Origin of the sequence: Serinibacter arcticus (assembly GCF_003121705.1) — a bacterium.
Taxonomy (GTDB): domain Bacteria; phylum Actinomycetota; class Actinomycetes; order Actinomycetales; family Beutenbergiaceae; genus Litorihabitans.
The window spans coordinates 556,765-582,770 of sequence record NZ_PYHR01000002.1 but is presented as its reverse complement, the minus strand read 5'-3'; the positions used below and the strand labels follow the sequence as shown (position 1 = coordinate 582,770).

Below are 26,006 nucleotides of genomic sequence, written 5' to 3'. Positions count from 1 at the left end.
GCGTGAGCGAGCCCGGGACCGGGATCGACGCCGTCGTGCCGGCCGAGGCGGCCGACCTGGCGGGGACCCCCGACGCCTTCCAGCGGCTGTGGACGCCCCACCGGATGGTCTACATCGGCGGGGCCGACAAGCCCGCGGACGACAGCGAGCGGGCGTGCCCGTTCTGCTCGATCCCCGGTCGCGAGGACGTGGACGGGCTCGTCGTCGCGCGCGGCGCGCTCGCGTACGTCGTGCTCAACCTCTACCCGTACAACCCGGGCCACCTCATGGTCGTGCCCTACCGCCACGTGGCCGGCTACCCCGAGCTCACGACGGCGGAGCTCGCCGAGATCGGCGAGCTCACCCAGGGCGCGATGCGCGTCCTGCGCGCGACGTCGGCGCCCGCGGGGTTCAACCTCGGGGTGAACCAGGGCGACGTCGGGGGAGCGGGCATCGCCGCGCACCTGCACCAGCACGTCGTCCCGCGCTGGGGCGGCGACGCCAACTTCATGCCGATCGTCGCGGGCACCAAGCCGCTGCCGCAGCTGCTCGGCACGACGCGCGCCGTGCTCGCGGCGGGCTGGGCCGCCCACAGCGGGACGACCGCCGTCGCCGTGCCCGACGCCACCCCCGAGGAGGGCTAGATGCTCAAGCACCTGCGCACCGTCGTCGGGAAGATCCTGCGGCCGATCGCGGCGCTCCTGCTGCGCCTGGGCCTGACCCCCGACGTCGTCACGATCATCGGCACGCTCGGTGCGATGGCCGGCTCGCTCGGGCTCATCGCCCGCGGGCAGCTGTTCGCCGGGACGATGGTCATCACGTTCTTCGTCCTGTTCGACGTGCTCGACGGCACGATGGCCCGCCTCGCCGGGACGTCCGGGCCGTGGGGCGCGTTCCTCGACTCGGTCCTGGACCGGTTCGCCGACGGCGCGCTGTTCGCCGCCCTCGCGATCTACCTCGTCGGCGCCGGCGAGCGGGTGGGCGCCGTCGCGGCACTGGCCTGCCTCGTGCTCGGCAGCATCGTGCCGTACGCCCGGGCGAAGGCCGAGTCGATCGGCTACACCGCGACGGTCGGCATCGCCGAGCGCGGCGACCGGCTCCTCATCGCCCTCGTCGCCACCGGCATCGTCGGGCTCGGCGTGCCGCAGATCGTGCTCGTCGTCGTCCTCGTCGTGCTGGCGGTGCTCAGCCTCATCACCTCGATCCACCGCATGGTGCACGTGCGCGGCCAGATCCTCGCCGACACGAGCGGACCCGCCGCGTGAGCCCGATCCCGTCGACCACGCAGCTCTACGTCCTGGCGTGGCGCCACCTGCACAAGCTTCCCGACGCCCCGGTCCGAGGTCTGTTCCACCTCGTCGGCGACGTCAGCTGGGCGCTGCGGCTCGGCGGCGCCCGGCAGCTCGAGCTCAACATCGCCCGGCTCCGACCCGATCTCGACGCCGGGACCGTCCGGCGTCTCGGACGCCAGGGCATGCGCTCCTACATGCGCTACTTCGGCGAGGCGTTCCAGCTGCCGGGCTGGTCGCAGGCGCAGGTCGACGCGCGCGTGCGCGCGATCGGCCTGGAGGAGGTCCGACGCCGCACCCGGGAGGGCGCCAGCACGGTGCTCGCGCTCGGGCACGGGGGCAACTGGGACCTGGCGGGGCGTGGGCCTCGCGCGCCATCGCGCCCGTGCTCACGGTGGCGGAGAAGCTCCCCGACGGCCTGTACGAGGAGTTCGTCTCCTTCCGGCGCACGCTCGGCATCGAGATCATCCCGGTCCAGGCGCACTCGACGTTCCGGGCGCTGCTCCGGCAGGCCGGGTCGAAGCCGCAGGTCGTCCCGCTGCTGGCCGACCGCGACCTCAGCGCCGGCGGTGCCCAGGTGATGATCGCGGGCTCGGCGGCGCGCGTCGCCGTCGGCCCGGCGGCCCTCGCCCTCGCGGGCGGCTACGACCTCCACCCCGTCGCGATCTACTACGAGCGGCTCCGCGGCGCCCGACGGCGGGCGGCGGGCTCGCCCTGGGGGATCGTCATCCACTTCCTCCCGGCCGTCCCCACGCGCGACGCCGACGGCCGCAAGCGGTCGGTCCACGACGTCACCCAGGACTGGGTGACCTCCCTGTTCGGCGTGCTGGCCCAGCACCCGCAGGACTGGCACATGCTGCAGAAGGTGTTCCTCGCCGACCTCGACCCCACGCGCCTGCACGACGTCCCGCGCTCGTCGTCCGCCGACGAGGACGCCGCGTGAGGCCGCTCCGCATCGGGATCGTCTGCCCGTACTCGCTGGACGCCCCCGGCGGCGTGCAGGTGCACGTGACCGACCTCGCCGCCCGCCTCATCGGCCTGGGCCACCACGTCAGCGTGCTCGCCCCGGCGGAGGAGGAGACCCCGGTGCCCGACTTCGTCGAGGCGACGGGTCGGAGCATCGCGGTGCGCTACAACGGCTCGGTGGCCCGGCTGTCGTTCGGACCCGTGACGGCGATGCGCGTGCGCAGCTGGCTCGAGGAGGGTGACTTCGACGTCCTCCACATCCACGAGCCGCTGATCCCGAGCGTCGGCCTGATCGCGCTCTGGCAGGCGGAGGTGCCCGTCGTCGCGACGTTCCACACGGCCACGGACCGGTCCAGGGCGATGCAGCTCGCCTACCCGATGCTGCGACCGACCCTCGAGCGGATCGCCGCCCGCATCGCGGTCTCGGAGGAGGCCCGCCGCACCGTCGTGGAGCACATGGGGGGCGACGCCGTCGTGATCCCCAACGGGGTCGAGCTCGGCCTGTTCCGCCGGGCCGACCGGCGCCCCGCCTGGGTGGGCACGCCGGAGCGCCCGACGCTGGCCTTCCTCGGACGCACGGACGAGCCCCGCAAGGGGTTGGGGATACTCCTGGACGCGTTGCCCGCCATCGCCGAGGAGGTGCCGGGCGTCCGGGTGATCGTCGCCGGTCGCGGCGACCTGACGCGCGCCCGCGAGGTCGCGCAGGAGCTGCCCGGGACGCTCGAGCTGCTCGGTGAGGTCTCTGAGCTCGACAAGGCCGAGCTGCTGCGGTCGGTCGATCTCTACATCGCCCCGCAGACCGGCGGGGAGAGCTTCGGCATCGTGCTGGTGGAGGCGATGGCCGCCGGGGCCGGGGTGGTGGCGAGCGACCTGTCCGCCTTCCGCCGCGTGCTGGAGGAGGGTCGCGCCGGGACGCTGTTCACGACCGGCTCGCCCGCCGCCCTGGCGGATGCCGTCGTCGGCGCGCTGGCCGATCCCGGCCGCGTCGCCCGGGTGCGCGACAGCGCGACCGCCTGGTGCCAGCAGTACGACTGGGACGTCGTCGTCGCCCAGATCCTCGACGTCTACGAGCTCGCCGTCGGTGAGCGGGAGGAGGTGGCGACGTGACCACGGAGACCGTGCTCGCCGTCGTCGTGGTGGTGGTGCTCCTCGTCTGGCTCGTGCTCGCGAAGGCGAACCGCCTGGACCTGCTGCACCAGAAGATCACCCGGACCGCCGCCACGCTGGACGCGCAGCTGCTGCGCCGCGCCGCCCAGGCGGCTGAGCTCGCCGCCTCGGGGCGTCTCGATCCCGCGTCCTCGCTCGTGCTGGCCGGCGCCGCGGACGCGTGCATCGTGTCGGGCCAGGACCTCGAGGTGGGCGTGGAGCCCGAACGGCCGCACCCGGGCCGGGTCACGCTGACCACCGAGCGCGAGACCGTCGAGAGCGACCTGTCCCGCATCCTGCGCCAGGCGCTCGAGGGCCACGGCGGAGCCGACGGCGGGGTTCCGCTGATCGCCGAGATCGTCGCCACGGGGCGCCGGGTCGAGATGGCCCGGCGGTTCTACAACGACGCGGTCGCCCAGGCGGTCCGCATCCGCGGTCAGGCGCTCGTCCGGCTCCTGCGGCTCGCCGGCCGGGCCGTCATGCCGCGCACCTTCGAGATGGACGACACGCCGCCGCGGCTCGCCGCCTGAGCAGCGGCGTTCTCGCCGGGCGATCGCGGGGATGCCGCCACTAGGGTGGTGGCCATGTCGAGTGGCTACCCGGGACCGTCGTCCTCGCCCAGCAACCCCTATCCGGCCCCGTCCCGGCCCCCGGCCGACCGCTCGGGCTACGGCCACGGGCCGGCAGGAGCGAGTCCCTACGGGCACAGCCCCGCGCCCTACGACCGCCAGGCCCCCGTGCAGCCCCCGATCTGGCACGGCGGTCAGCGCTCGGCCGGGCTCGGCACGGGCACGATCGTGGCGCTGTGCGTCGTCGGGTTCGCCGGCCTCTGGGGCCTGTGGATCGCCCTCAGCCAGGTCGGCCCGGCCCCGGCCGCGATCGGCTTCCTCGCGGCGCTGATCCCGCTCGCCGTCGTGCTGGCGGCCGTGATGTGGCTCGACCGCTGGGAGCCCGAGCCCAAGGTCATGCTCCTCATCGCGCTGCTCTGGGGCGCCGGCGTCTCGGTGGTGCTGTCGTTCTACGGCAACACGGCCGTGTCGATGGCCGTCTACGAGGCCACGGGCGACCCGAACCAGGCCAACATCATCGGCGCCGTGGTCTCGGCGCCCGTGCTGGAGGAGACCACGAAGGGGCTCGGCGTCCTGCTGATCTTCCTGCTGCGCCGCAAGTACTTCGACGGCGTCGTGGACGGCATCGTCTACGCGGCCGTCGTGGCCGCCGGGTTCGCGTTCACCGAGAACATCATCTACTTCGGCCGCGCGGTCGAGATCCTGCCGTCGATCTTCTTCACGCGCGGCGTGATGTCGCCGTTCGCGCACATCCTGTTCACGGCCTGCATCGGCATCGCGCTCGGCATCGCCTCGCGCCACCGCAACGCGGCCGCGGTCTGGTGGCTCTTCCCGGTCGGTCTGCTCGGCGCGATGGCGCTCCACGCGCTGTGGAACGCCTCCGCCAGCCTCGGTCAGGTGACCGGCAACGAGAACACGTTCTTCCTCGTCTACGGGCTCGTGCAGATCCCGCTCTTCGTGGCGGCGATCGTGCTCGCGTTCTGGCTGCGGCGGCAGGAGAGCGCCGCGATCCGCGCGCGGCTGACCGAGTACGCGGGCGCGGGCTGGTTCGCCCCGCACGAGATCGAGATGGTCGCCTCGCTGCGCACCCGGGCGCAGGCCAGGGCGTGGGCGGCGCGGATGGGTCCGAACGCGGCCGCGGCCATGAAGCGCTTCCAGAAGGACGCGACGTCGCTGGCCTACCTGCGGCAGCGCGCCATCAGCGGTCGCGCCGACCTGCGCACCCACGGCTCGGGCGAGGCCGAGCTGCTCGCCTCGCTCTCCGCCGACCGCCAGGCCTTCCAGGCCGCGGCCCCCCAGGCCTTCGGACGCTAGGAAGCCTCGCCCTCACGACGCCCCGGCGCCGCCCTCCCGCACCCGGTGCGTCAGCCTGAGCGGCTGGGAGAGCAGCGGCGTGAATCCCAGGCGCGTGTAGACGCGGGCGTGCTTGCCCGTGGCCGCCGTGGCGGTGACCACGGCGCCCGCCGGCAGCGTGGCGGCGAGGTGGTCCCGCATGAGCTGCAGCCCGCCCGAGGGCTCGAGCGAGGCGGCGGAGTCCACGGTCCACCCGACCTGTCGCAGTCGCTCGCGGTCCGTCGCGCGCGCCTGCGGGCTGGACGGCACGCGCGCCGAGGCGCCGAGCGCCTCGATCGTGCTCGGCATCATCACCAGGAGCCCGACGACCACCAGCAGCCACGTGACCGCGACGAGACCGAGCCCGATCGCCGCGGCGACCGGGGAGGTCGCGGCGAGGACGGCGAGGGCGGTCACGACGGCGACGAGCACCAGCGCCCGCAGTCCGTACGCGCGCACCCCGCGCCCCCCGCGGGGCGCGACCCGCAGCACGATGCGACGGCGGTGGTGGACGTACCCGGGCAGCAGCAGCACTCCCAGCAGCCAGAACGGGATCGCCGCGACGGCGAGGGTCCGCCTCACCGCACCGCGGCCGGGGGCGAAGGCCCGCGCGAGGGTCCGGGCGACGGGCAGCACATCAGCAGGTCCGACGGGGCGCATCGCTTCGACACTACCCAGGGGCGTGGACGGGCGCAGGTCGAGGTGTTCCCGTGCCCGGGTGCGCCCCGCGGCTAGGCTCGACGACGTGTCCACCGACCTCGCCACCGCAGCGGTCCCCGGGTCGGGGGACCACGCCGTCGCCGTCGCCGTCGTCCGGCGTCGCCGCACCGAGCGCGACCGATGACGGACCAGGGCGAGACCGCCCAGCCCGGTGAGGGCTGGCGCATCGGCGAGGACGGACTCCCGTTCCGGCACGCCGCCCGCGTCCTGCTGCTCGACGCCGAGGACCGCGTCCTGCTGGTCCGCGCGCACGACGCCGACCAGCCCGACCGCACCTGGTGGTTCACCGTCGGGGGAGGCATCGACGACGGCGAGACCCCCGCCCGGGCGGCGGCCCGGGAGGTGCTCGAGGAGACCGGTCTGGTCGTCGACCCCGACACCCTGATCGGACCCGTCGCGCGGCGGTCGGCGGTGTTCGACTTCTTCGCGCGCGACGTCAGGCAGCACGAGGTGTTCTACGTGCACCGGCTGACGGCGGCCGCGCCCGAGGCCGGCGAGCTGAGCACGGCCGGCTGGACCGCCGTCGAGCGCTCGTTCGTCGACGAGCTCGGCTGGTGGTCCGTCGCCGACCTGCGGACGCTCGGGGTGGAGGTGTTCCCGAGCGAGCTGCCCGACCTCGTCAGCGAGGTGCTCGCCCGGCTGCCCGTGGACGGCGGGGCGTGGCCGGGCCCGGTGCGCGACCTGGGCGACCTCGACCCCCGGGGCGCCGCGTCCGAGCGCGACGGCGAGCCGGACGCGGCCCCGTGAGGCCCCGGGGTCGAGGTTCTCGCGCGGGTTGCCAGTAGGATCGTCGCCGTACGTCAGCAGGCGCTGCTCGCCACCGCGTTCCGCCCCGAGGTCGCCTCGGAGGTGCGGGTGGCACCGGCAGCTCCTCCGGACGGGGCGCTGACCGGGGTCGGTCACGCGGCACCGTCCCTGGCGCGTCGACACCACCAGACGGAAGCGGGGAACCATGTCGGGTCACTCCAAGTGGGCCACCACGAAGCACCAGAAGGCCGCGAAGGACGCCAAGCGCGGCAAGCTCTTCGCGAAGCTCGTGAAGAACATCGAGGTGGCCGCGCGCACGGGCGGCGGTGACCCCGCGGGCAACCCGACGCTCTTCGACGCGATCCAGAAGGCCAAGAAGACCTCGGTCCCCAACGACAACATCGACCGTGCCCTCAAGCGCGGGTCCGGCCAGGAGGCCGGTGGGGCGCAGTACGACACGATCATGTACGAGGGCTACGGCCCCGGCGGCATCGCGGTCCTGGTGGAGTGCCTGACGGACAACAAGAACCGCGCCGCGGCCGACGTCCGCCTCGCGTTCAGCCGCAACGGCGGCTCGCTCGCCGACCCCGGCAGCGTGGCCTACCTGTTCTCGCGCCGCGGCGTCGTCGTCGTGCCGAAGACCGACGGCCTGACCGAGGACGACGTCCTCGTGGCCGTGCTCGACGCGGGGGCGGAGGAGGTCAACGACCTCGGTGAGTCCTTCGAGGTCATCAGCGCCGCCAGCGACTTCGTCGCCGTCCGCAAGGCCGTCCAGGAAGCGGGGCTCGACTACGACTCCGCCGAGGCGGTCTTCCTCCCGTCCGTCGAGGTCGACGTCGACGTCGAGGGCGCCCGCAAGGTGCTGCGCCTGATCGACGCGCTCGAGGACTCCGACGACGTGCAGACGGTGTTCGCGAACTTCGACGCCTCCGACGAGGTCATGGCCGAGCTGGACGCCGAGGACTGAGCGTTCCCGCCCGGCGTGTCGACGTCGCCGCGCCGGGCGCCCCGCGTGCGAGAGTGGCGAGCGTGAGCCCGTCCCTCGATCCGTCCGCCGCCGCGGCCCCCGCCGTGCGCGTCCCGGCCCGCGAGCGCGGCCGCACGATCCTCGGTGTGGATCCCGGCCTCACGCGGTGCGGCCTGGGGGCCGTGACCTCCACCGGCGGTCGCGTCGTGCGGATCGTCGACGTCGGGGTGGCCACCAGCTCGCCCGACACCCCGCTGGAGCTCCGGCTGCTGCGCATCAGCTCCGAGATCGAGGACTGGATGGACCGGCTCGAGCCCGACGCCGTCGCCGTCGAGCGCGTCTTCGCGCAGTCCAACGTCTCCACCGTCACGGGCACGGCCCAGGTCGCGGGCCTCGCGATGGTGGCGGCCGCGCGGCGGGGCATCCCCGTCGAGCTCCACACGCCCAGCGAGGTCAAGGCCGCGATCACCGGGAACGGGCGGGCCGAGAAGGAGCAGGTGACCACGATGGTCACCCGGATCCTCGGCCTCGACAGCCCGCCCCGACCCGCCGACGCCGCCGACGCGCTCGCCCTCGCGATCTGCCACGCGTGGCGCTCGCCGGTCGGCCGTCGGCCCGCCTCGGCGCCCGCCCCCGCGGCCGGACCCTCAGCCTCGACGTCGTCGACGACGGGCGTCACGGCGGCCCAGGCGCTGTGGCTGGAGGCCGAGCGGCGCTCCCGCCGGCAGGGTCGGCGCGTCGCTCCGGCACGGGGTCCCGTGGGGCGCTAACCTGGACGCAGTTCGTACAGGTGTTCGCCCCGACGGTTCGGGGCCGAGCCGGCCGTCGCGCCGGCGGAAGGAGTTCCATGATCGCGCTGGTGCGGGGCGAGGTCCTCACGATCGGTCTCGACCACGCCGTCGTCCTCGCCTCCGGGCTGGGGATGAAGGTGCTGGCCACGCCGGCCACGCTCGCCGGCCTGCGGCTCGGGGCGACGGCGAGCCTGCACACCGCGTTCGTCGTCCGCGAGGACTCGATGACGCTGTTCGGGTTCGCCGACGCCGACGAGCGCGACGTGTTCGAGACGCTGATGTCGGTGAGCGGCGTGGGTCCGCGGCTCGCCCTGGCCGCGCTGGCGGTCCACACGCCCGACGCTCTCCGACGTGCGGTCGCGGGGGAGGACCTGGCGGCGCTGTGCCGCGTCCCCGGCATCGGCCGCAAGGGGGCGCAGCGCATGGTGCTCGAGCTCGCCGGCAAGCTCGGCGCCGTGACCGGTGACGGCGTCGAGCCGGCACCCGTCGTCGTCGCGGGCATCGGTCCGGACGTCGTCGAGGCCCTCGTCGGCCTGGGCTGGAACGCCAGGGCCGCGGAGTCCGCCGTCACGGCCGTGACCGAGCGCGGGGAGGCGTCAGGCGACGACGCCGCCGGCATCCTGCGTGCCGCGCTCCGCGAGCTGGCCGGGGTGCCGCGTGGCTGACGACGGCGCCCGCGGCCTCGAGGCTGTCCTGGCCGCCGAGGCCGACGAGATCGAGCGCGCCGCCGAGGCTGCGCTCCGCCCCCGGCGCCTGGCGGAGTTCGTGGGTCAGCGCGTCGTGCGCGACCAGCTCTCGCTCGTCCTGGACGCCGCGGTGGCACGACGGCGTCCCCCTGACCACGTGCTGCTGTCGGGTCCGCCCGGACTCGGCAAGACCACGCTCGCCATGATCATCGCCGGCGAGGTCGGGGCGGCGCTGCGGCTGACGTCCGGTCCGGCCATCACGCACGCCGGCGACCTCGCCGCGATCCTGTCCTCGCTGCAGGAGAACGACGTCCTGTTCATCGACGAGATCCACCGGCTCGCCAGGCCGGCGGAGGAGATGCTCTACCTCGCGATGGAGGACTTCCGCGTCGACGTCGTGGTCGGCAAGGGGGCCGGTGCGACGGCGATCCCGCTGTCGCTGCCGCCCTTCACCGTGGTCGGGGCGACCACCCGGGCCGGGCTGCTGCCGGCGCCGCTGCGCGACCGCTTCGGCTTCACCGGCCACATGGACTTCTACGAGGTCGAGGATCTCGAGCGCGTGCTGTCGCGCTCCGCCCGGCTGCTGGGCATCCCGCTGGAGGAGGAGGCGGGGCACGAGATCGCGGGACGTTCGCGGGGCACGCCACGCATCGCCAACCGGCTGCTGCGCCGTGTGCAGGACTGGGCGCAGGTGCGGGGGACCGGCGTCGCCGACGTCGCGGCCGCGCACGCCGCCCTGACGGTCTTCGAGGTCGATCCGCGCGGGCTCGACAGGCTCGACCGCGCCGTGCTGCGCACGCTCTGCACCCGGTTCGCCGGCGGACCCGTCGGCCTGACGTCGATCGCGATGGCCATCGGCGAGGAGCCCGAGACGGTCGAGACCGTCGCCGAGCCGTTCCTGCTGCGCGAGGGCTTCCTGTCCCGCACGCCCCGGGGTCGTGTGGCGACGCCCGCGGCGTGGGAACACCTCGGGCTGCCGGTGCCGGACTCGGGTCCCTCGCGCCTCTTCGACTGACGGCTGGCCCCGCCCGTCGGGGCCGCGGGGCCGCTCGGTGCGCCGCCGCGCGACACGTCACCTAGACTCGTGGGCGGCTCACTCCCCGACGAAGGATCACCTCACCAATGTTTGCAGAAGGCGGCAGCTCCAACGTGCTGCTCATCGGAGTTCTCGTCCTCGCCGTCGTGGGCCTGTTCTTCATGAGTCGTCGCAACCGCAAGCAGCAGGGGTCGATGACCGACTTCCGTTCCAACCTCGGGCCCGGCTCCGAGGTCATGACGGCCTCGGGTCAGCTCGGTGTCGTCGTCGCCAAGGACGGGGACGCGGTCACGATCGAGTCGGGCGGCTCCCGCTCGACGTGGGTCGTCGCAGCGATCCAGGCGGTGCCGCCGCAGTTCTCCGCCGCCGCGGACGCCGCCTTCGGGCGGGCCCCGATCGTGGAGGTCGAGGCCGAGGAGGCCCTCGAGGCCGGGACGACCTCCGACCCCGAGTTCGGCGCGTACGCCGCCGACCAGATCACGCCCCCCGGCGGCCGCGACGGCGCGGCCCAGGCCGACGACCGGCCGACGACGCCCGACGAGGGCACGACGCCCGACGACCCGCGCTGACGGACCCCCAACTGACTCTCCGGCGGCTGCACGGCCTCCGGACCGCATGATTGCGAAGGTAGACCCCGGTGGCACGACGTAGCTCGGTTGCACGCCCGCTGTACTTCCTGCTCCTGCTCCTCGTGGCGGTGTACGGGACGGTGGGCTTCGGAACGATCAACGGTGGCGACGAGGAGGGCGGGGCCTCGTTCTCGCCCAGCCTCGCGCTCGACCTCGAGGGCGGCACGCAGCTGATCCTCACGCCGCGGGCCGACGACGGCCAGCAGGTCACGTCCGAGGACGTGAACCAGGCCATCGCGATCATCCGTCAGCGCGTCGACGGCTCCGGCGTCGCCGAGGCCGAGATCACGAGCCAGGGCGGCAGCAACATCGTCGTCGGAATCCCGGGCGAGGTCGACGACACGACGGTGTCCCTCATCACCGCCTCGGCCCAGATGCGCATGCGGACGGTGCTCGCCGTCGCGAACCCCGGTCCGATCGACATCGCCGCCCTCGCGCAGGCCCAGGCCGACGCCGAGGCCGCGGCGGGTGCCACCGACCCGGCCCTGACGGACCCGGCCGCCCCCGGTTCGCCGGCCCCGACCGAGGCCCCCGCGCCCGAGAGCCCGTCGGAGGGTGCCTCGGACGACACCAGCGCCGACGGCGCGATGCCGGCCGAGGCCGCCGCCGAGACCGCGACGGAGACGGCCACCGAGACGCCCACCGAGGCGCCGAGCGAGACGGCCACCGAAGACGGCACCGACGCCCCCGTCGCGCCGGTCACCCCGCCCACGCAGGAGGAGATCGACGCCGCGGCGTTCAGCGTCGCGGACGCCGACGGCGACGGCGAGCTCTCGAACACCCCGGCCACCGAGCCGACCAGCGCGAGCGACGTCGCCTGGATCACCGAGCAGGTCTACTACGACTTCTACCGCCTCGACTGCACGCTGCCCGAGAACCGCATCGGCGCAAGCGACGATGCCCTCGAGCAGCCGCTCGTGGCCTGCTCGCCCGACGGCATCAGCAAGTACATCGTCGGCCCGGCCGAGCTCACCGGCCAGGACCTCACGGGCGCCCAGATGGGCTTCCAGACCACGTCGACCGGGACCGCGACCAACGTCCCGGTCGTGCAGATGAACTTCACGAACGCGGGCGGGGACAAGTTCCGCGACGTGACCACGCGTCTCGCCTCCCTCGTGGGCCAGCCGCCGCTGAACCAGTTCGCGATCGTGCTCGACGGCCTGGTCATCTCGGCCCCGTCGGTCGACACGCCGATCCCCAACGGCGAGGCGCAGATCAGCGGTCCGACCGGCAACCCGTTCACCCGGGCCGAGGCCACCGCGCTCGCCAACCAGCTGAACTTCGGTTCGCTGCCGATCACCTTCGAGGTGCAGTCGCAGGAGCAGATCAGCGCGACCCTCGGCTCGGAGCAGCTCCAGCGCGGTCTGCTCGCTGGCGGCATCGGCATCGTCCTGGTGCTCGGCTACTCCTTCCTGCAGTACCGCGGGCTCGGCATCGTCACCGTCGCCAGCCTCGTGGTCGCCGGCGCCCTGACGTACGGCGTGATCCTGCTCCTGTCGTGGTGGCAGGGCTACCGCCTCTCGCTCCCCGGCGTCGCCGGCCTGATCCTCGCGATCGGCGTCACCGCGGACTCGTTCATCGTCTACTTCGAGCGCATCCGCGACGAGGTGCGTGAGGGCCGGACGCTGCAGGCCGCCGTCGACCACGGCTGGCTGCGGGCCCGCCGCACGATCCTCGCCTCCGACGGCGTGAACGTGCTGGCCGCCGTCATCCTCTACTTCATCGCGGTCGGCGGTGTCCGCGGCTTCGCGTTCACCCTCGGTCTGACGACGGTGATCGACCTCGTCGTCGTCATCCTCTTCACCCACCCGCTGATGAAGCTGCTCGTCCGCACGAAGTTCTTCGGGCAGGGCCACCGCTTCTCCGGCCTCGACCCCGTCCACCTCGGGGCGTCCGTGGCGGCCTACGCCGGCCGCGGCCGGGCCCGCACCACGGCGGAGCGCGCCGCGATCGCCGTCCAGGCGGACACGCGCACCATCGCCGAGCGCAAGGCCGACGCCGCTCGCGCCGAGGCGGCTGCGGCCGCCGAGGCCGAGGGCGAGCTCGACCCCCCGCTCACCACGCAGGACGGCGCACCCGACACGGGCGCCACGGTCCCCGCGACCGGCACCGACACGACCGAGGAGAACCGCTGATGGCCGGCCAGTTCGCCCGCCTGGGCAACGACCTCTACACGGGCAAGCGCAGCTACAACATCGTCGGCCGTCGCCGCGTGTGGTTCATCGCGGCCGCCTGCCTCGTGATCCTGTCCGGCCTGCTCCTCGCGGTGCGCGGCCTCAACGTCGGCATCGAGTTCCGCGGCGGTTCGGAGTTCACCGTCTCCAACGCGGCCACGACGTCGGCGGAGCCGGCCCGCGAGGTGCTGACCAACGTCGACTCCGAGCAGGTCGCCCGGGTCTCCGTCGTCGGTGGCAGCAGCGTCCGGATCCAGACGGAGGAGCTGACGCAGCAGCAGACCGACCAGGTGCGCGACGCGCTGGCGGAGGCCTACGAGGTCGAGCCGAGCGCCGTGACGTCCTCGTTCATCGGCCCGAGCTGGGGGGCGGACATCACCGCCAAGGCCATCCAGGGTCTGGTCGTGTTCCTGATCCTCGTCGCCTTCGTGATGGCGCTGTACTTCCGTACCTGGAGCATGGCGGCGGCGGCCCTGGTCGCGCTGCTCCACGACCTGATCGTCACGGTGGGCCTCTACGCCGGCATCGGCTTCGAGGTCACGCCGGCCAGCGTCATCGGCCTGCTGACGATCCTCGGCTACTCCCTGTACGACACCGTCGTGGTGTTCGACAAGGTGCGCGAGAACACGGCGAACGTGCTCGAGCAGTCGCGCGTCACGTACGAGGAGGCCTCCAACCTCGCCGTGAACCAGACGATCGTCCGCTCGATCAACACGTCCGTCGTCGGCATCCTGCCGGTCGGCTCGATCCTGTTCGTCGGCGCGTTCCTCCTCGGGGCCGGCACGCTGCGCGACATCGCGCTGTCGATCTTCATCGGCATGATCGTCTCGACGGCGTCCTCGATCTTCCTCGCGACTCCGCTCGAGGCCGCCCTCCGCCTGCGCCGGCCCGCCTACCGCGAACACACGGCGAAGGTGCTGGCGCTGCGCGCGGCCTCCGGCGAGGAGACCACCGTCTCGAGCGCCGACGTCCGGCCCGAGGCCGAGCGCGTCACCGCGACCGTGCCGGGCGTGCACCTCGGGACGCAGTCGCAGCCGCGCCGCAAGCGCTGACGGTTCGCCCGAAGGACCCACGACGCCCGCACCGCCGACCCGGCGGTGCGGGCGTCGTCGTCGCTCCGCCTAGAATGGGGCAATGTCAGACGAGGGGCGCAAGGACGAGAGTCGGCACCGCAGCTCTCCCGGGGGCGTCGAGCCCGTGGTTCCCCGGTCGCGCATGCGCAGCACACTGGTGCGACTCGGGTCGCGGGGGCACCAGACACCCCCGGCGATCGAGCCGCTGCTGCGGGTCGTGCGCGCCAACCACCCCCGGGTCGACCTGTCGCTGATCGAGCGCGCCTACCTCGTCGCCGAGCGGGCGCACGAGGGCCAGCTGCGCAAGAGCGGTGACCCGTACATCACCCACCCCGTCGCGGTCGCGACGATCCTGGCCGAGCTGGGCCTGCCGCCCACCACGCTCGCGGCCGCGCTCCTGCACGACACGGTGGAGGACACCGACTACACGCTCGCCACCCTCCGCAAGGACTTCGGCGACGAGATCGCCGGGATGGTCGACGGCGTGACGAAGCTCGACAAGGTGACGTTCGGGGAGGCCGCCCAGGCCGAGACCGTCCGCAAGATGGTCGTCGCGATGGCGCGCGACATCCGCGTCCTGGTGATCAAGCTGGCCGACCGGCTCCACAACGCCCGCACCTGGCGGTTCGTGTCCTCGGGCTCCGCCGAGAAGAAGGCGCGCGAGACGCTCGAGATCTACGCGCCCCTGGCTCACCGGCTCGGCATGAACACGATCAAGTGGGAGCTCGAGGACCTCTCCTTCGCGACGCTGTACCCGAAGGTGTACGACGAGATCGTGCGGCTCGTGTCCGAGCGGGCGCCGGCGCGCGAGGAGTACCTGACCATCGTGCGCGAGAAGGTCGTCGAGGACCTGCGGGCGGCGCGCATCCGCACCACGGTGACGGGCCGACCCAAGCACTACTACTCGATCTACCAGAAGATGATCGTGCGCGGCCGCGACTTCGCGGACATCTACGACCTCGTCGGGGTGCGTGTCCTGGTCGACTCGGTGCGGGACTGCTACGCGGCGCTCGGGGCGCTGCACGCGCGGTGGAACCCGGTGCCGGGGCGGTTCAAGGACTACATCGCGATGCCGAAGTTCAACATGTACCAGTCGTTGCACACGACGGTCATCGGCCCTGGCGGCAAGCCCGTCGAGATCCAGATCCGCAGCCACGAGATGCACCGTCGCGCGGAGTACGGCGTCGCGGCGCACTGGAAGTACAAGGAGCAGCCCGGCGCGGCCGGCGCGACGGCGAGCGGCGGCGGCGAGATGCCGTGGCTGCGTCAGCTCGTCGACTGGCAGCGCGAGACGGCCGACCCGGGGGAGTTCCTTGACTCGCTGCGCTACGAGATGTCCGGCAACGAGGTCTACGTCTTCACGCCCAAGGGCGACGTGATGTCGCTGCCAGGCGGCTCGACGCCGGTCGACTTCGCCTACGCCGTCCACACCGAGGTGGGGCACCGGACCGTCGGCGCCAAGGTGAACGGCCGCCTGGTCCCGCTCGAGTCCGTCCTCGACAACGGTGACACCGTCGAGGTCTTCACCTCCAAGTCCGAGGGTGCCGGGCCGAGCCGTGACTGGCTCGCGTTCGTCAGCTCCCCCCGGGCCCGCAACAAGATCAAGGCGTGGTTCACGCGCGAGCGTCGGGACGGGGCGATCGAGGAGGGCAAGACCGCGATCGCCAAGGTGATGCGCAAGCAGAACCTGCCGCTGCAGCGTCTCCTCACGCACGACTCGCTCACGGCGCTGGCCTCCGACATGCGCTACCCCGACGTCACGTCGCTCTACGCGGCGGTGGGGGAGCACCACGTGTCGGCCGCCAACGTCGTCCAGCGCCTCGTGGCGAGCCTCGGTGGCGAGGAGGGCACGACGGAGGACCTCGCCGAGGTGACCCGGCCCGGCGCCCAGGTGGCCCGACCCCGCAGCGCGGGCGGCGGTGTCGTCGTCGCCGGGATGGACGACGTCTGGACGAAGCTGGCCAAGTGCTGCACCCCGGTTCCGGGCGACCCCGTCGTCGGGTTCGTCACGAAGGGTCAGGGCGTCTCGGTCCACCGGGCCGACTGCCCCAACGTCGAGGCGCTGATGGCCGAGCCGGAGCGGTTCGTCGACGTCTCCTGGTCGCCCGACGCCCAGAGCGTGTTCCTGGTCCAGATCCAGGTCGAGGCGCTCGACCGCGCGCGCCTGCTGTCCGACGTCACCCGCGTCCTGTCGGACAACCACGTCAACATCCTCTCGGCGAGCGTCTCGACGTCGCGCGACCGGCTCGCCGTCAGCAAGTTCGTGTTCGAGATGGGGGACACCGCCCACCTCGGCCACGTGCTCAACGCGGTCAGGGAGATCGACGGCGTGTTCGACGTCTACCGCGTCACCGGGGTCCGGCCCGACGCCGCCCCGGTCCCCGGGGGCCGGGCGGAGCTCAACACCCGCTCCTGAGGGTCTCTCCGGGGCCGAGCCGGGCCTCGCGGTCAGAGCTCGTCCAGCGCCGCCCGTGCCAGGCGCGCCCGGGCCCGCGGCGCCGTCAGCAGCCTGGCCCGTACGGCGCTCCGCTCCACCACCGCGACCAGGCGGCGCAGCGCATCGGTCGCGTCAGACGGGGCGACGTCGGACGGGCCCGCCACCCGCGTCGCGCCGACGGCCCGCGCGAGGTCGCACGCCGTCGCCAGCGGGTTCGTGACCCGGACTCCGCCGACGTCGACGACGTCGCGCTCCGGCAGATCGACGCAGCGGTGGCGCACGGGTCCGAACCGGGCGCGGACCGGGCGTCGCAGTGCCACGTGGAGCAGTTCGGGCGGCGGGCCGCCGGCGTGGATCCAGGCGGCGGCGAGCAGGCACACCACGCCCTCGCCGGGTCCCCCGTCGACGGACCGTGCGGCCGTGAGCGGTCCGGTGCCGGTAGCACGCACGGCGCTGCGGGCCCGCAGCGCCGGCGAGAGCGGCACGTCGACGGCGACCGGCCCGTCCCAGAGGTGGTCGCCCCGCACGGAGCCCTCGGGCGCGCCGAGGACGTCGCGCAGGTCGCGAGGCAACCGCGCCGCGGCGGCGGTCCGTGGTCGCCAGAGGGCGGCGGGGGCCGTGGGGATCCTGGTGCTCGGGGTCGCGGTGGTCGCCATGGGGCGATGATGCCCCGCACGGTCGACCTCGTGCGCCCCCTGTGGACGACGGCGGGGTGCCCGGACGCGACGAACGGCCGGTCGCGCGAGGCGACCGGCCGTTCGTGACCGATGGATGGTCCGGTGCAGGAGCGATGCTCCTGCGGCCCTCTAGTCCTGGGACTGCTGGACGGCCTCGAGCCACTGACGGCGCGTGGCCAGGGCGGCCTCGGCGTCCTTGATCTTGCGGGCGTTGCCGGCCGCGCGAGCGGTCTCGAGGTCGGCCTCGAGCGCGGTGATCGAGTCGATCAGCTGTGCGGTCGCGCCCTCGACGCGCGCCTTCACCTCGGGGTCGGTGCGACGCATCTCGGCCTGCTCGGCGTCGCGGATGGCCTGCTCGACGGCGCGGAGGCGGGCCTCGGTGCGCTGCATGTCGGCGCGGGGCACCTTGCCGGCCTCGTCCCAGGCGTCCTGGATCGGACGGATGTCCTTGCGGGCGGAGGCGAGGTCCGTGATCGGCAGCAGCGCCTCGGCACGCTCGAGCAGCGCGAGCTTGACCTCGAGGTTGGCCTGGTACTCCGAGTCGATCTCGGCGTTGACCTGCGCCCGGGCGCCGAAGAACGTGTCCTGCGCGGCCTTGAAGCGAATCCAGAGCGCGTCGTCGTCCTTGCGGCGACCGCGCGGGGCGGCACGCCAGGAGTCCATCAGCGCGCGGAAGCGGGACCCCGTGGGTCCCCAGTCGGTCGAGCCGGCGAGGGCCTCGGCCTCGACGACGAGCCCCTCCTTGACGCCCTTCGCGTCGCTGTTGCGACGGTCGAGGTCGGAGAAGTGCGCGCGCCGAGCCTTGTCGAAGCTCGTGCGGGCGTGCGAGAACCGCTTCCACAGGGAGTCCTCGGTGGGACGGTCGATGCGCACACCGGTGCGCTGGGCCGTCTTCCACTCCTCGAGGAGCGTCGTGACCTTGGCGGTCGCGTCGCGCCACTGGATCCGCGAGGGCTCCGTGGCCGCGATGGCCTCGACCTGCTCGACGATCGCGGTGCGCTCGACGACGGCCTGGGCGCGCGCGGCGTCCCGGGTGGCCTGCGCCTCGGCCTGGAGCGTGGCGGCTGCGGCCGACAGCGCCGTCAGACGCTCCCGGAGGGCCGGGAGGTCGCCGACAGCGGCCGGCTCGACGAGCTGCTCGGTCAGGCCGTTGAGCGTGCTCGTGACCTCCTTGACCGACAGCGTCGGCAGGCGGGTCTCGAGCAGGGCGACCTGCGCCTTCAGGTCGAGGTAGCGGCGGACGTACAGGCCGAGCGCGTCGGCCGTGTCACCGCCGGCGTACTGACCCACGACGCGGGTGTCCTCGCCGTCGCGCACGGTGACCGTGCCGTCCTCGGCGACGGAGCCGAAGACGGAGGCCGCCTCGATCTCCGCGCGCTCGGCGGCCGGGTCGGGGTGACCGGGGTCGCGGGCACGGCGACGGCGGCGCTCGGCGTCGGGCGGGGGAGCGGACGCGGCACGGGGCGCGGGGAGGGCCGCGGCGACGGGGCCGCGGGGGCGGCGGGCTCGTCGGCCGGGGCGGGCTCGGCCGCGGGGCGGCGTCCTCGGCGGGAGCGGACTCCTCGGCCTGGACAGGGGCGGCGTCCTCGGCGGCGACCTCGACGGTCTCCTCCGCGGCTGCCTCGGCCGGGGTCTCCTCGACCTCGAGAGCGTCCTCGACCTCGGTCGGGACGTCCTCCTCGGCGGGGGCGGCCTCGTCGGCCTCGACGGGTGCCTCCTCGAGCGGCGCGTCCTCGGCTGCCGCCTCCTCGGGAGCCTCCGCTGCGGGGGCCTCCTCGACGGGGGCCTCCTCGACCGGGGCCGACTCCTCGACGACGCCGGCCTCCTCGACCACGGTTTCCGCCGTCGTCGGGTCCGGGTTCGCCTCGACGACCGGGGTCGTCTGCTCGTCGTTCGTGGATTCGGGTGTGCTAGTCACGAGATGACCGCTTTCTCGATGATGACGCCCGTCGCCGGGCGTCCGTCCGTCGCGCCTGTGTCGGTGCCCGCGGCACCGACCGTCTGGATTGCCTCCAGTCCGTGGTCCACCGTACCGAACACGGTGTCTCCACCGGCATCGTCGTCGGAGAGTGGGACGTCGGCGGGGACCAGGAGGACTGGCTGACCATCGTCTCACCGTCTCCGCTCTCCCGCGTCACGAGATGTCGACGGTCCGGCCGCCGGAGCGTCCGCGGCCGGGTGGGGGAGCGCGGCAGGAGTCTGGAAGGATCGGGGCATGGCCCGTCCCACCCCCTGTCCGGCTTCCCCGAGTGGCTGCCGGCGCAGCGCATCGTCGAGAAGCGCGCGATCGAGATCATCAGCCGCACCTTCGAGCTGCACGGCTTCGCCTCCGTGGCGACCCGCGCCGTCGAACCGCTGCGCGAGCTGCTGCGCAAGGGCGAGACCTCCAAGGAGGTCTACGTGCTCCAGCGCCTGCACGCCGATCCCGGCGCCGCGGCGGGCGACGACGACCTCGGTCTGCACTTCGACCTCACCGTGCCGTTCGCCCGGTACGTCCTCGAGCACGCCGGCCACCTCACGTTCCCGTTCAAGCGCTACCAGGTGCAGCCGGTGTGGCGCGGCGAGCGCCCCCAGGACGGTCGCTTCCGCGAGTTCTACCAGGCGGACATCGACATCGTCGGCGACGGCGAGCTGCCCGCCCACTACGAGGTCGACGTCCCGCTCGTCGCGGCCGAGGCGCTGACGGCGCTGGCGGAGATCGGGCTGCCGCCGGTCCGGGTGCTCGTGAACAACCGTGTCGTGGCCGACGCCTACTACCGCGGCATCGGCCTGCCCGACGTGCCGGGCGTGCTCCAGGCCGTCGACAAGCTCGCGAAGATCGGTCCCGACGGCGTCGGCGCCCTCCTGCGCTCCGAGCTCGGGGCCGACGACGACCAGGTCGCCGCGTGCCTCGCGCTCGCGGACCTGTCGGGCGGCGTCGAGGTCGTCGAGCAGGTGCGCGCCCTGGCCGCCCGGTACGGCGTCACCGGACCGGAGGCCGTCGACCTCGAGGTGGGGCTCGCCTCGCTCACCGCGCTGCTGGTGCAGGCCGAGACGCGGGCGCCCGGCGTCGTCGTCGCGGACCTGTCGATCGCCCGCGGGCTCGACTACTACACGGGCGCCGTCTACGAGACGGTCCTCGTGGGCCACGAGAAGCTCGGCTCGATCTGCTCCGGCGGGCGCTACGACTCGCTCGCCACGGACGGGTCGCGCACCTTCCCCGGCGTCGGCATCTCGATCGGTCTGTCGCGCGTGCTGTCCCGTCTGTTCTCGGCCGGTCTGGTCACGGCGAGCCGCAGCGTGCCGACGGCGGTGCTCGTCGCCGTCACGGACGAGGACTCCCGGGCGGCCTCCGACGCCGTCGCCACGCGACTGCGCGCCCGCGGCATCCCGTGCGACGTCGCCCCGGCCGCGGCGAAGTTCGGCAAGCAGATCCGGTTCGCCGACCGTCGGGGGATCCCGTTCGTCTGGTTCCCGGGCGCCGACGGGGAGGCCGACGCGGTCAAGGACATCCGCTCCGGCGAGCAGGTCGAGGCGGACGCCGACGTGTGGACGCCGCCCGAGGCCGACCTGTGGCCGCGCGCGGTGCCGACGACCACCGACGCCTGAGCGATCGGGTCGGTCCGCGAACGACGGCGCCGGCCGGTCCAGAACGACCGAACGGCCGTGACCCTCGCGGGTCACGGCCGTTCGTCGTGCGGTGGCGGGGCGGACCCCCGCGCCCGCTCAGTGCGAGAAGCTGCGCGGACGACGCGCGGGACGCTCGCCGTCGTTGCGGTCGCGGGGACCGCGGGAGGGCGGGCCGGAGTCGGCCTTGATGCGCAGCTGGCGACCGGCGATCTTCGCGGCCCCGATGCGACGCTCGGCGTCGGAGTCGAGCCCGAGCGGGATCTCGACGATGGAGAACGACGGGAAGATGTCGATCTTGCCGATCTCGGCGCCGCGGAGGCCGCCTTCGCCGGTGATGGCGCCGACGATGCCCTGGGGCGTCACGCCGTCGCGGTGACCGACTGCGATGCGGTAGCGGTTGCCGTCACCCGCGGTGCGGGGAGCGCCGTCGCGGCCGCCCCGGTCGCGACCGCGGCCGTCACGGCCGCCCTCGAAGCGGGACTCGCGCTCGAAGCGCTCGCCGCGGCTGCCGTTGTCCGGGAGGGACAGCTCGTCGTTCGCGGGAGCGCCCGTGTCGCCGACCGAGAGCGCGAGCAGCGCGGCGGCGATGTCGAGGACGTCGGTGCCGGTCGCCGCGGCGTGCTCGGCGAGGCGGTCGCGGTGGACCGAGAGCATGCCGATCGACATGCGCTGCTCGGCGCCGGCCAGGGCCGAGCCGAGACGGTGCGCGACGACGTCGAGACGCGTCGGGAGGACGGCCTCGGTGATCCGGGAGCCGGTGACGCGCTCGATGGTGCGCAGGCGCGGCTTCTCCTTCGGCGTGAGGAAGGTCAGCGCCTTGCCGGTGCGGCCGGCGCGGCCCGTGCGGCCGATGCGGTGCACGTAGGTCTCGACCTCGCGCGGCACGTCGAAGTTGACGACGAGGCCGATGCGGTCGACGTCCAGACCACGGGCGGCGACGTCGGTCGCGACGAGCACGTCGACCTGGCCGTGACGGAGACGGTCGATGATCTTCTCGCGGTCGCGCTGGGCGACGTCACCGCTGATGGACGCGGCGCTGACGCCGGTCGCGGCCAGCGCGGCGCCGACCTCCTCGGCCGTCTCGCGGGTGCGGACGAAGACGATCGCGGCGTCGACGTCGCTCGTGGCGAGGATCCGCGCGAGGGCCTCGGCCTTGTTGCGGTAGGGGACGATCGCGTAGGTCTGCTCGACCGAGGCGATCGGCGAGGACTGGCGCGAGACCGTGATCTCGACCGGCTTGTTCAGGTGGGTCTCGGCGACGCGACGGATCGCGGGCGGCATGGTCGCGGAGAACAGGGCGACCTGCTTGCTGTCGGGCGTGCTCGCGAGAATCGTCTCGACGTCCTCGGCGAAGCCCATGCGGAGCATCTCGTCGGCCTCGTCCAGGACGACGAACCGGAGCTCGCCCATCTTGAGGGCCTTGCGCTCGATCATGTCGATGACGCGACCGGGCGTGCCGACGACGACCTGCGCGCCGCGCTCGAGACCACGCAGCTGCGGGACGAAGGACGCGCCGCCGTAGATCGGCAGCACGGAGATGCGACGACCGCCGGGGACGAACGAGCCGATGGCCTCGCTCACCTGGATGGCGAGCTCGCGGGTCGGCGTCAGGACGACGGCCTGGACCACGCGGAGGTCGGGGTCGATGGCGGCGAGCAGCGGGAGGCCGAAGGCGGCCGTCTTGCCGGTGCCGGTCTGCGCGACGCCGACGATGTCGGCGCCACCGAGCAGGACCGGGATGGCCTGCTGCTGGATGGCGGTGGGGGTGGTGAAGCCGAGGTCCGCGGTGACCTGGAGCAGGTCGGAGGGCAGGCCGAGGTCGGCGAAGGAGAGTTCAGACATGGGGGAAGACACCATTCACGATGGGGCTGAGGCGGAGATCTGACCAGGTGATCCGGTCTACCCGCGTCTGCGCCCGTCGTCTCGCGTCCGCACTCTGCGACTCGCGTGGTCAGCCGGCGGCAACTGCTCGCACCGGGTGATCTTGTCTGGGGCCCTGTGGCGGGACATGCACTCCAAGGACTCGATGACTCTACCCCGTGGGCCGCCCGGTGCCCAGGAGGCGGCCGGGTGAGGTGGGTCACCCCGGTGCCGCGAGGCCGTCCCCCGGGCAGGATGGGGGCATGGGCCCCTCTCGTCGCAGCGCCGTGCCGTCCTTCTCCGTGATGGACGTCCTGGCGCGGGCGGAGGCGATGCGGGCCGACGGCGCCTCGGTGCTCACGCTCTGCGTGGGGGAGCCAGGCGGCGGGGCTCCCGCCCCGGTGCGACGCGCCGGCGTGGCGGCCCTGGCCGGGGACGTCGGTTACACCCAGACGCGCGGGCTGCCCGCGCTGCGCGAGGCGATCGCGGGCCACTACGCGCGCTGGTACGACGCCGTCGTCGACCCCGAGCGGCTGCTCGTCACCACGGGGGCCTCCGGCGCGGTGCTCGCCGCGGTGCTGGCGGCGTTCGACGCCGGCGCGCGCGTCGCCCTTCCGAGTCCCGGCTACCCGGCCTACCGCAACGTCCTGACGGCGCTCGGCTGCGAGGTCGTCGACGTCCACGCCGGGCCGCTCGAGCGGTTCGCGCTCACGCTGTCCGGCCTGCAGTCGGCCCACGCCCAGCGACGGCTCGACGGCGTCGTCCTGGCGAGCCCCTCGAATCCCACGGGCACGATCACGACCGACCTCGCCGAGATCCTCGCCTGGTGCGAGGCCGAGGGCGTGCGCTGCCTGAGCGACGAGATCTACCACGGCATCATCTACGGCGGCGTGAGGGTGAGCACGGCCGCGGCCGATCCGGTGGCCCCGACCATCGGGTCCTTCTCCAAGTACTGGGGCATGACGGGGTGGCGCCTGGGCTGGCTCGTCATGCCGGCCGACCTCGCGGACGCCGCGGCCGACATCGCCGGCAACCTGGCGCTCTGCGCGCCGGTACCGGCTCAGCACGCCGCCCTGGCCGCCTTCGAGCCCGAGTCCTACGCCGAGTGCGACGCGCGCGTCGCCGCGCTCGCCGGATCCCGGGAGCACCTGCTCGGACGGGTCGCGGAGCTCGGCTTCACCCGGGTGGCCCCGGTCGACGGTGCCTTCTACGTGTGGGCCGACATCTCCTCGTCGGGGCTGGACTCGCCCGACTACTGCGACCGCCTCCTGGCGGAGACCGGGGTCGCCCTGGCGCCGGGCACCGACTTCGACACCCGCGACGGCGGCGACTGGGTCCGGCTGTCGTTCTCGCCCGGTATCGACGTCGTGTCGCAGGCCTGCGACCGGATCGCCGACTGGAGCGAGCGGCGGCGGGCGACGCGCTGACGACGGGCCCGCGACGTCGGGGCACTACCATCGACGGTGGCTCGATCCCGCCACCCCCTGGAAGGAACCACCCCGTGCTCCGCACCCACCACGCCGGCGACCTGCGCGCCTCCGACATCGGCACCACCGTCACCCTCACGGGGTGGGTGGATCGCCGTCGCGACCACGGCGGGGTGGCCTTCCTCGACCTGCGTGACGCCTCCGGCATCGCCCAGGTCGTCGTGCGCGACGAGGACGTCGCACACCCGCTGCGTGCCGAGTGGGTGCTGCAGGTGACCGGCGAGGTCTCCCGCCGCCCGGAGGGCAACGCCAACGCCAACCTCGCCACCGGTGAGATCGAGATCGTGGCGAGCGACGTCGTCGTGCTCAACACCGCCCAGGCGCTGCCGTTCCAGGTCTCCACCGCGCTCGACGGCAGCGACACGGCGACGATCGGCGAGGAGGCGCGGCTGAAGTACCGCTACCTCGACCTGCGCCGGCCGGCGCCCTCGCAGGCGATCCGCCTGCGGGCCAAGGTCAACGCCGCGGCCCGCCGCGTGCTCGACGGCGACGGCTTCGTCGAGATCGAGACGCCGACGCTCACGCACTCCACGCCCGAGGGCGCCCGCGACTTCGTCGTGCCCGCACGCCTGTCGCCCGGGTCCTGGTACGCCCTCCCGCAGTCGCCGCAGCTGTTCAAGCAGCTGCTCATGGTCGCCGGGATGGAGAAGTACTACCAGATCGCCCGCTGCTACCGGGACGAGGACTTCCGCGCCGACCGCCAGCCCGAGTTCACGCAGCTCGACGTCGAGGCGTCGTTCGTGGACCAGGAGGACGTGATCGCCCTGGGCGAGAAGATCCTCGTCGAGCTCTGGGACCTCATCGGGGTGCAGATCCCGACGCCGATCGAGCGCATCACCTTCGCCGACGCCATGCGGCTCTACGGCTCGGACAAGCCGGACCTGCGGTTCGGCAACCCGCTCGTCGACCTCACGAGCTACTTCGCCGACACCACCTTCCGCGTCTTCCAGGCGCCGTACGTCGGCGCCGTCGTGATGGCGGGCGGGGCCTCGCAGCCGCGTCGCCAGTTCGACGCGTGGCAGGAGTGGGCCAAGCAGCGCGGCGCGAAGGGACTCGCGTACGTCACGCTGGCGGAGGACGGCACGCTCGGCGGGCCGGTCGCGAAGAACCTCACCGACACCGAGCGCGACGGTCTCGCCGCCGCGACGGGCGCGCAGCCGGGCGACGCGATCTTCTTCGCGGCGGGTGGCGTGACCGCGTCGCAGTCGCTGCTGGGCGCCGCGCGCCTCGAGATCGCCAGGCGGACCGGCCAGATCGACGAGGAGGCGTGGTCCTTCGTCTGGGTCGTCGACGCCCCGCTGTTCAAGCCCACGGGCGAGGACGACGACGTCGCGGTCGGCGAGGGTGCGTGGACCGCCGTCCACCACGCCTTCACCTCCCCGAACCCGGACTGGATCGACCGTTTCGAGGACAGCCCGGGCGAGGCCCTGGCCTACGCCTACGACATCGTCTGCAACGGCAACGAGATCGGTGGCGGCTCGATCCGTATCCACCGCCGCGACGTGCAGGAGCGCGTCTTCAAGGTGATGGGCATCGACGAGGCGCAGGCCCAGGAGCAGTTCGGGTTCTTCCTCGACGCCTTCGGCTACGGCACCCCGCCGCACGGCGGGATCGCGTTCGGCTGGGACCGCATCGTCGCGCTGATGACGCGGTCGGCGTCGATCCGCGAGGTCATCGCGTTCCCGAAGTCCGGCGGCGGTTACGACCCGCTGACGGGTGCCCCGGCGCCGATCACGGACGCCCAGCGCAAGGAGGCCGGCGTGGACGCCGTCCCCGAGCAGCCCGCGAGCGAGGTGGCGGTCGCGGCCAACGCGGCGACCGCGCGGTGATCC

23 protein-coding genes and 1 pseudogene are annotated in these 26,006 nt (G+C 73.6%); 19 read left to right on the top strand and 5 right to left on the bottom strand.

Annotated elements, in window-relative coordinates; genetic code table 11:
* The first annotated feature begins 2 nt into the window (after nucleotides 1–2).
* From C8046_RS02755 to C8046_RS02730, 7 genes and pseudogenes are all read left to right on the top strand, one after another.
* The gene (locus tag C8046_RS02755; RefSeq protein WP_235866052.1) at nucleotides 3–623 is read left to right on the top strand and encodes an HIT family protein; all 621 of its coding nucleotides are present in this window, start codon (nucleotides 3–5) and stop codon (nucleotides 621–623) included.
* A complete protein-coding gene (gene pgsA, locus C8046_RS02750) occupies nucleotides 624–1,244 on the top strand; it encodes a phosphatidylinositol phosphate synthase (protein WP_109228161.1) in 621 nt (206 codons plus the stop codon). It begins immediately after the preceding gene.
* Nucleotides 1,241–1,570, top strand: a pseudogene (locus C8046_RS19680) (phosphatidylinositol mannoside acyltransferase); the annotation flags it as partial. The gene pgsA and the pseudogene C8046_RS19680, both read left to right, overlap by 4 nt.
* A gap of 83 nt (nucleotides 1,571–1,653) precedes the next feature.
* Entirely contained in the window at nucleotides 1,654–2,211 is a 558-nt protein-coding gene (locus C8046_RS19675; protein WP_268921356.1) for a hypothetical protein, read from the top strand.
* Nucleotides 2,208–3,341 (top strand): glycosyltransferase family 4 protein, encoded by a 1,134-nt coding sequence (locus C8046_RS02740; RefSeq protein ID WP_109228160.1) that lies wholly within the window; start codon nucleotides 2,208–2,210, stop codon nucleotides 3,339–3,341. The genes C8046_RS19675 and C8046_RS02740 overlap by 4 nt, the downstream gene beginning before the upstream one ends.
* Entirely contained in the window at nucleotides 3,338–3,910 is a 573-nt protein-coding gene (locus C8046_RS02735; RefSeq protein ID WP_109228159.1) for a hypothetical protein, read from the top strand. Before C8046_RS02740 ends, C8046_RS02735 begins: the two co-directional genes overlap by 4 nt.
* 54 nt (nucleotides 3,911–3,964) lie before the next feature.
* Nucleotides 3,965–5,263, top strand: a complete 1,299-nt coding sequence (locus tag C8046_RS02730; protein ID WP_109228158.1) for a PrsW family intramembrane metalloprotease — start codon at nucleotides 3,965–3,967, stop codon at nucleotides 5,261–5,263.
* A 12-nt stretch (nucleotides 5,264–5,275) separates the two neighbouring features.
* On the opposite strand, the gene C8046_RS02725 is transcribed toward C8046_RS02730, so the two are convergent.
* Nucleotides 5,276–5,941 carry a hypothetical protein gene (locus C8046_RS02725; protein ID WP_146197036.1) on the bottom strand — a complete coding sequence of 222 codons (666 nt, stop codon included), beginning with the start codon at nucleotides 5,939–5,941 and terminating at the stop codon, nucleotides 5,276–5,278.
* Between the two features lie 180 nt (nucleotides 5,942–6,121).
* Here C8046_RS02725 and C8046_RS02720 point away from each other — a divergent pair, with 180 nt between their 5' ends.
* The 9 genes from C8046_RS02720 (at nucleotide 6,122) to C8046_RS02675 (ending at nucleotide 16,520) form a co-directional block, all read left to right on the top strand.
* The gene (locus C8046_RS02720; protein ID WP_109228156.1) at nucleotides 6,122–6,748 is read left to right on the top strand and encodes an NUDIX hydrolase; all 627 of its coding nucleotides are present in this window, start codon (nucleotides 6,122–6,124) and stop codon (nucleotides 6,746–6,748) included.
* Nucleotides 6,749–6,953: 205 nt separating this feature from the next.
* Nucleotides 6,954–7,715, top strand: coding sequence for a YebC/PmpR family DNA-binding transcriptional regulator (locus C8046_RS02710; RefSeq protein ID WP_109228155.1), 762 nt, complete (start codon nucleotides 6,954–6,956; stop codon nucleotides 7,713–7,715).
* A gap of 104 nt (nucleotides 7,716–7,819) precedes the next feature.
* Complete coding sequence (gene ruvC / locus C8046_RS02705) at nucleotides 7,820–8,485, top strand: crossover junction endodeoxyribonuclease RuvC (RefSeq protein WP_419183571.1); 666 nt, start codon at nucleotides 7,820–7,822, stop codon at nucleotides 8,483–8,485.
* Nucleotides 8,486–8,562: 77 nt separating this feature from the next.
* A complete protein-coding gene (gene ruvA / locus C8046_RS02700) occupies nucleotides 8,563–9,171 on the top strand; it encodes a Holliday junction branch migration protein RuvA (RefSeq protein WP_109228154.1) in 609 nt (202 codons plus the stop codon).
* Nucleotides 9,164–10,207 carry a Holliday junction branch migration DNA helicase RuvB gene (gene ruvB, locus C8046_RS02695; protein ID WP_109230690.1) on the top strand — a complete coding sequence of 348 codons (1,044 nt, stop codon included), beginning with the start codon at nucleotides 9,164–9,166 and terminating at the stop codon, nucleotides 10,205–10,207. Before ruvA ends, ruvB begins: the two co-directional genes overlap by 8 nt.
* 107 nt (nucleotides 10,208–10,314) lie before the next feature.
* Complete coding sequence (locus tag C8046_RS02690) at nucleotides 10,315–10,797, top strand: preprotein translocase subunit YajC (RefSeq protein ID WP_109228153.1); 483 nt, start codon at nucleotides 10,315–10,317, stop codon at nucleotides 10,795–10,797.
* Nucleotides 10,798–10,865: 68 nt separating this feature from the next.
* A complete protein-coding gene (gene secD, locus C8046_RS02685) occupies nucleotides 10,866–12,992 on the top strand; it encodes a protein translocase subunit SecD (RefSeq protein ID WP_235866050.1) in 2,127 nt (708 codons plus the stop codon).
* Complete coding sequence (secF, locus tag C8046_RS02680) at nucleotides 12,992–14,083, top strand: protein translocase subunit SecF (RefSeq protein WP_109228152.1); 1,092 nt, start codon at nucleotides 12,992–12,994, stop codon at nucleotides 14,081–14,083. Before secD ends, secF begins: the two co-directional genes overlap by 1 nt.
* A gap of 82 nt (nucleotides 14,084–14,165) precedes the next feature.
* Nucleotides 14,166–16,520: a RelA/SpoT family protein gene (locus tag C8046_RS02675; protein ID WP_109228151.1), complete on the top strand. Its 2,355-nt coding sequence runs from the start codon at nucleotides 14,166–14,168 to the stop codon at nucleotides 16,518–16,520.
* Nucleotides 16,521–16,552: 32 nt separating this feature from the next.
* Here the strand turns inward: C8046_RS02675 and C8046_RS02670 are convergent, their stop codons facing one another.
* The 3 genes from C8046_RS02670 to C8046_RS18595 all read right to left on the bottom strand — a co-directional run bounded on the left by C8046_RS02670 (nucleotide 16,553) and on the right by C8046_RS18595 (nucleotide 19,136).
* Nucleotides 16,553–17,197, bottom strand: a complete 645-nt coding sequence (locus tag C8046_RS02670; RefSeq protein WP_109228150.1) for a hypothetical protein — start codon at nucleotides 17,195–17,197, stop codon at nucleotides 16,553–16,555.
* Nucleotides 17,198–17,347: 150 nt separating this feature from the next.
* Nucleotides 17,348–18,535, bottom strand: a complete 1,188-nt coding sequence (locus tag C8046_RS02665; protein ID WP_199224375.1) for a DUF349 domain-containing protein — start codon at nucleotides 18,533–18,535, stop codon at nucleotides 17,348–17,350.
* The gene (locus C8046_RS18595; RefSeq protein ID WP_199224374.1) at nucleotides 18,486–19,136 is read right to left on the bottom strand and encodes a hypothetical protein; all 651 of its coding nucleotides are present in this window, start codon (nucleotides 19,134–19,136) and stop codon (nucleotides 18,486–18,488) included. Before C8046_RS18595 ends, C8046_RS02665 begins: the two co-directional genes overlap by 50 nt.
* Nucleotides 19,137–19,237: 101 nt before the next feature.
* Here C8046_RS18595 and hisS point away from each other — a divergent pair, with 101 nt between their 5' ends.
* Nucleotides 19,238–20,806, top strand: coding sequence for a histidine--tRNA ligase (hisS, locus tag C8046_RS02660; protein WP_419183539.1), 1,569 nt, complete (start codon nucleotides 19,238–19,240; stop codon nucleotides 20,804–20,806).
* 117 nt (nucleotides 20,807–20,923) lie between these two features.
* On the opposite strand, the gene C8046_RS02655 is transcribed toward hisS, so the two are convergent.
* Nucleotides 20,924–22,669 (bottom strand): DEAD/DEAH box helicase, encoded by a 1,746-nt coding sequence (locus tag C8046_RS02655; RefSeq protein WP_235866049.1) that lies wholly within the window; start codon nucleotides 22,667–22,669, stop codon nucleotides 20,924–20,926.
* Nucleotides 22,670–22,950: 281 nt separating this feature from the next.
* Between C8046_RS02655 and C8046_RS02650 the strand changes: the two genes are divergently transcribed.
* Nucleotides 22,951–24,114, top strand: coding sequence for a pyridoxal phosphate-dependent aminotransferase (locus C8046_RS02650; RefSeq protein WP_109228147.1), 1,164 nt, complete (start codon nucleotides 22,951–22,953; stop codon nucleotides 24,112–24,114).
* A 74-nt stretch (nucleotides 24,115–24,188) separates the two neighbouring features.
* Complete coding sequence (gene aspS / locus C8046_RS02645) at nucleotides 24,189–26,003, top strand: aspartate--tRNA ligase (protein ID WP_109228146.1); 1,815 nt, start codon at nucleotides 24,189–24,191, stop codon at nucleotides 26,001–26,003.
* Nucleotides 26,004–26,006: the final 3 nt, after the last annotated feature.

What these genes read in the sequence shown, in the direction of transcription:
- pgsA (WP_109228161.1), top strand. Translation starts at nt 624, where the DNA reads ATGCTCAAGCACCTGCGCACCGTCGTCGGGAAGATCCTGCGGCCGATC.
- C8046_RS02730 (WP_109228158.1), top strand. Translation starts at nt 3,965, where the DNA reads ATGTCGAGTGGCTACCCGGGACCGTCGTCCTCGCCCAGCAACCCCTAT.
- C8046_RS02725 (WP_146197036.1), bottom strand. Translation starts at nt 5,941, where the DNA reads ATGCGCCCCGTCGGACCTGCTGATGTGCTGCCCGTCGCCCGGACCCTC.
- C8046_RS02720 (WP_109228156.1), top strand. Translation starts at nt 6,122, where the DNA reads ATGACGGACCAGGGCGAGACCGCCCAGCCCGGTGAGGGCTGGCGCATC.
- C8046_RS02710 (WP_109228155.1), top strand. Translation starts at nt 6,954, where the DNA reads ATGTCGGGTCACTCCAAGTGGGCCACCACGAAGCACCAGAAGGCCGCG.
- ruvA (WP_109228154.1), top strand. Translation starts at nt 8,563, where the DNA reads ATGATCGCGCTGGTGCGGGGCGAGGTCCTCACGATCGGTCTCGACCAC.
- C8046_RS02690 (WP_109228153.1), top strand. Translation starts at nt 10,315, where the DNA reads ATGTTTGCAGAAGGCGGCAGCTCCAACGTGCTGCTCATCGGAGTTCTC.
- secF (WP_109228152.1), top strand. Translation starts at nt 12,992, where the DNA reads ATGGCCGGCCAGTTCGCCCGCCTGGGCAACGACCTCTACACGGGCAAG.
- C8046_RS02675 (WP_109228151.1), top strand. Translation starts at nt 14,166, where the DNA reads ATGTCAGACGAGGGGCGCAAGGACGAGAGTCGGCACCGCAGCTCTCCC.
- C8046_RS02670 (WP_109228150.1), bottom strand. Translation starts at nt 17,197, where the DNA reads ATGGCGACCACCGCGACCCCGAGCACCAGGATCCCCACGGCCCCCGCC.
- C8046_RS02655 (WP_235866049.1), bottom strand. Translation starts at nt 22,669, where the DNA reads ATGTCTGAACTCTCCTTCGCCGACCTCGGCCTGCCCTCCGACCTGCTC.
- C8046_RS02650 (WP_109228147.1), top strand. Translation starts at nt 22,951, where the DNA reads ATGGGCCCCTCTCGTCGCAGCGCCGTGCCGTCCTTCTCCGTGATGGAC.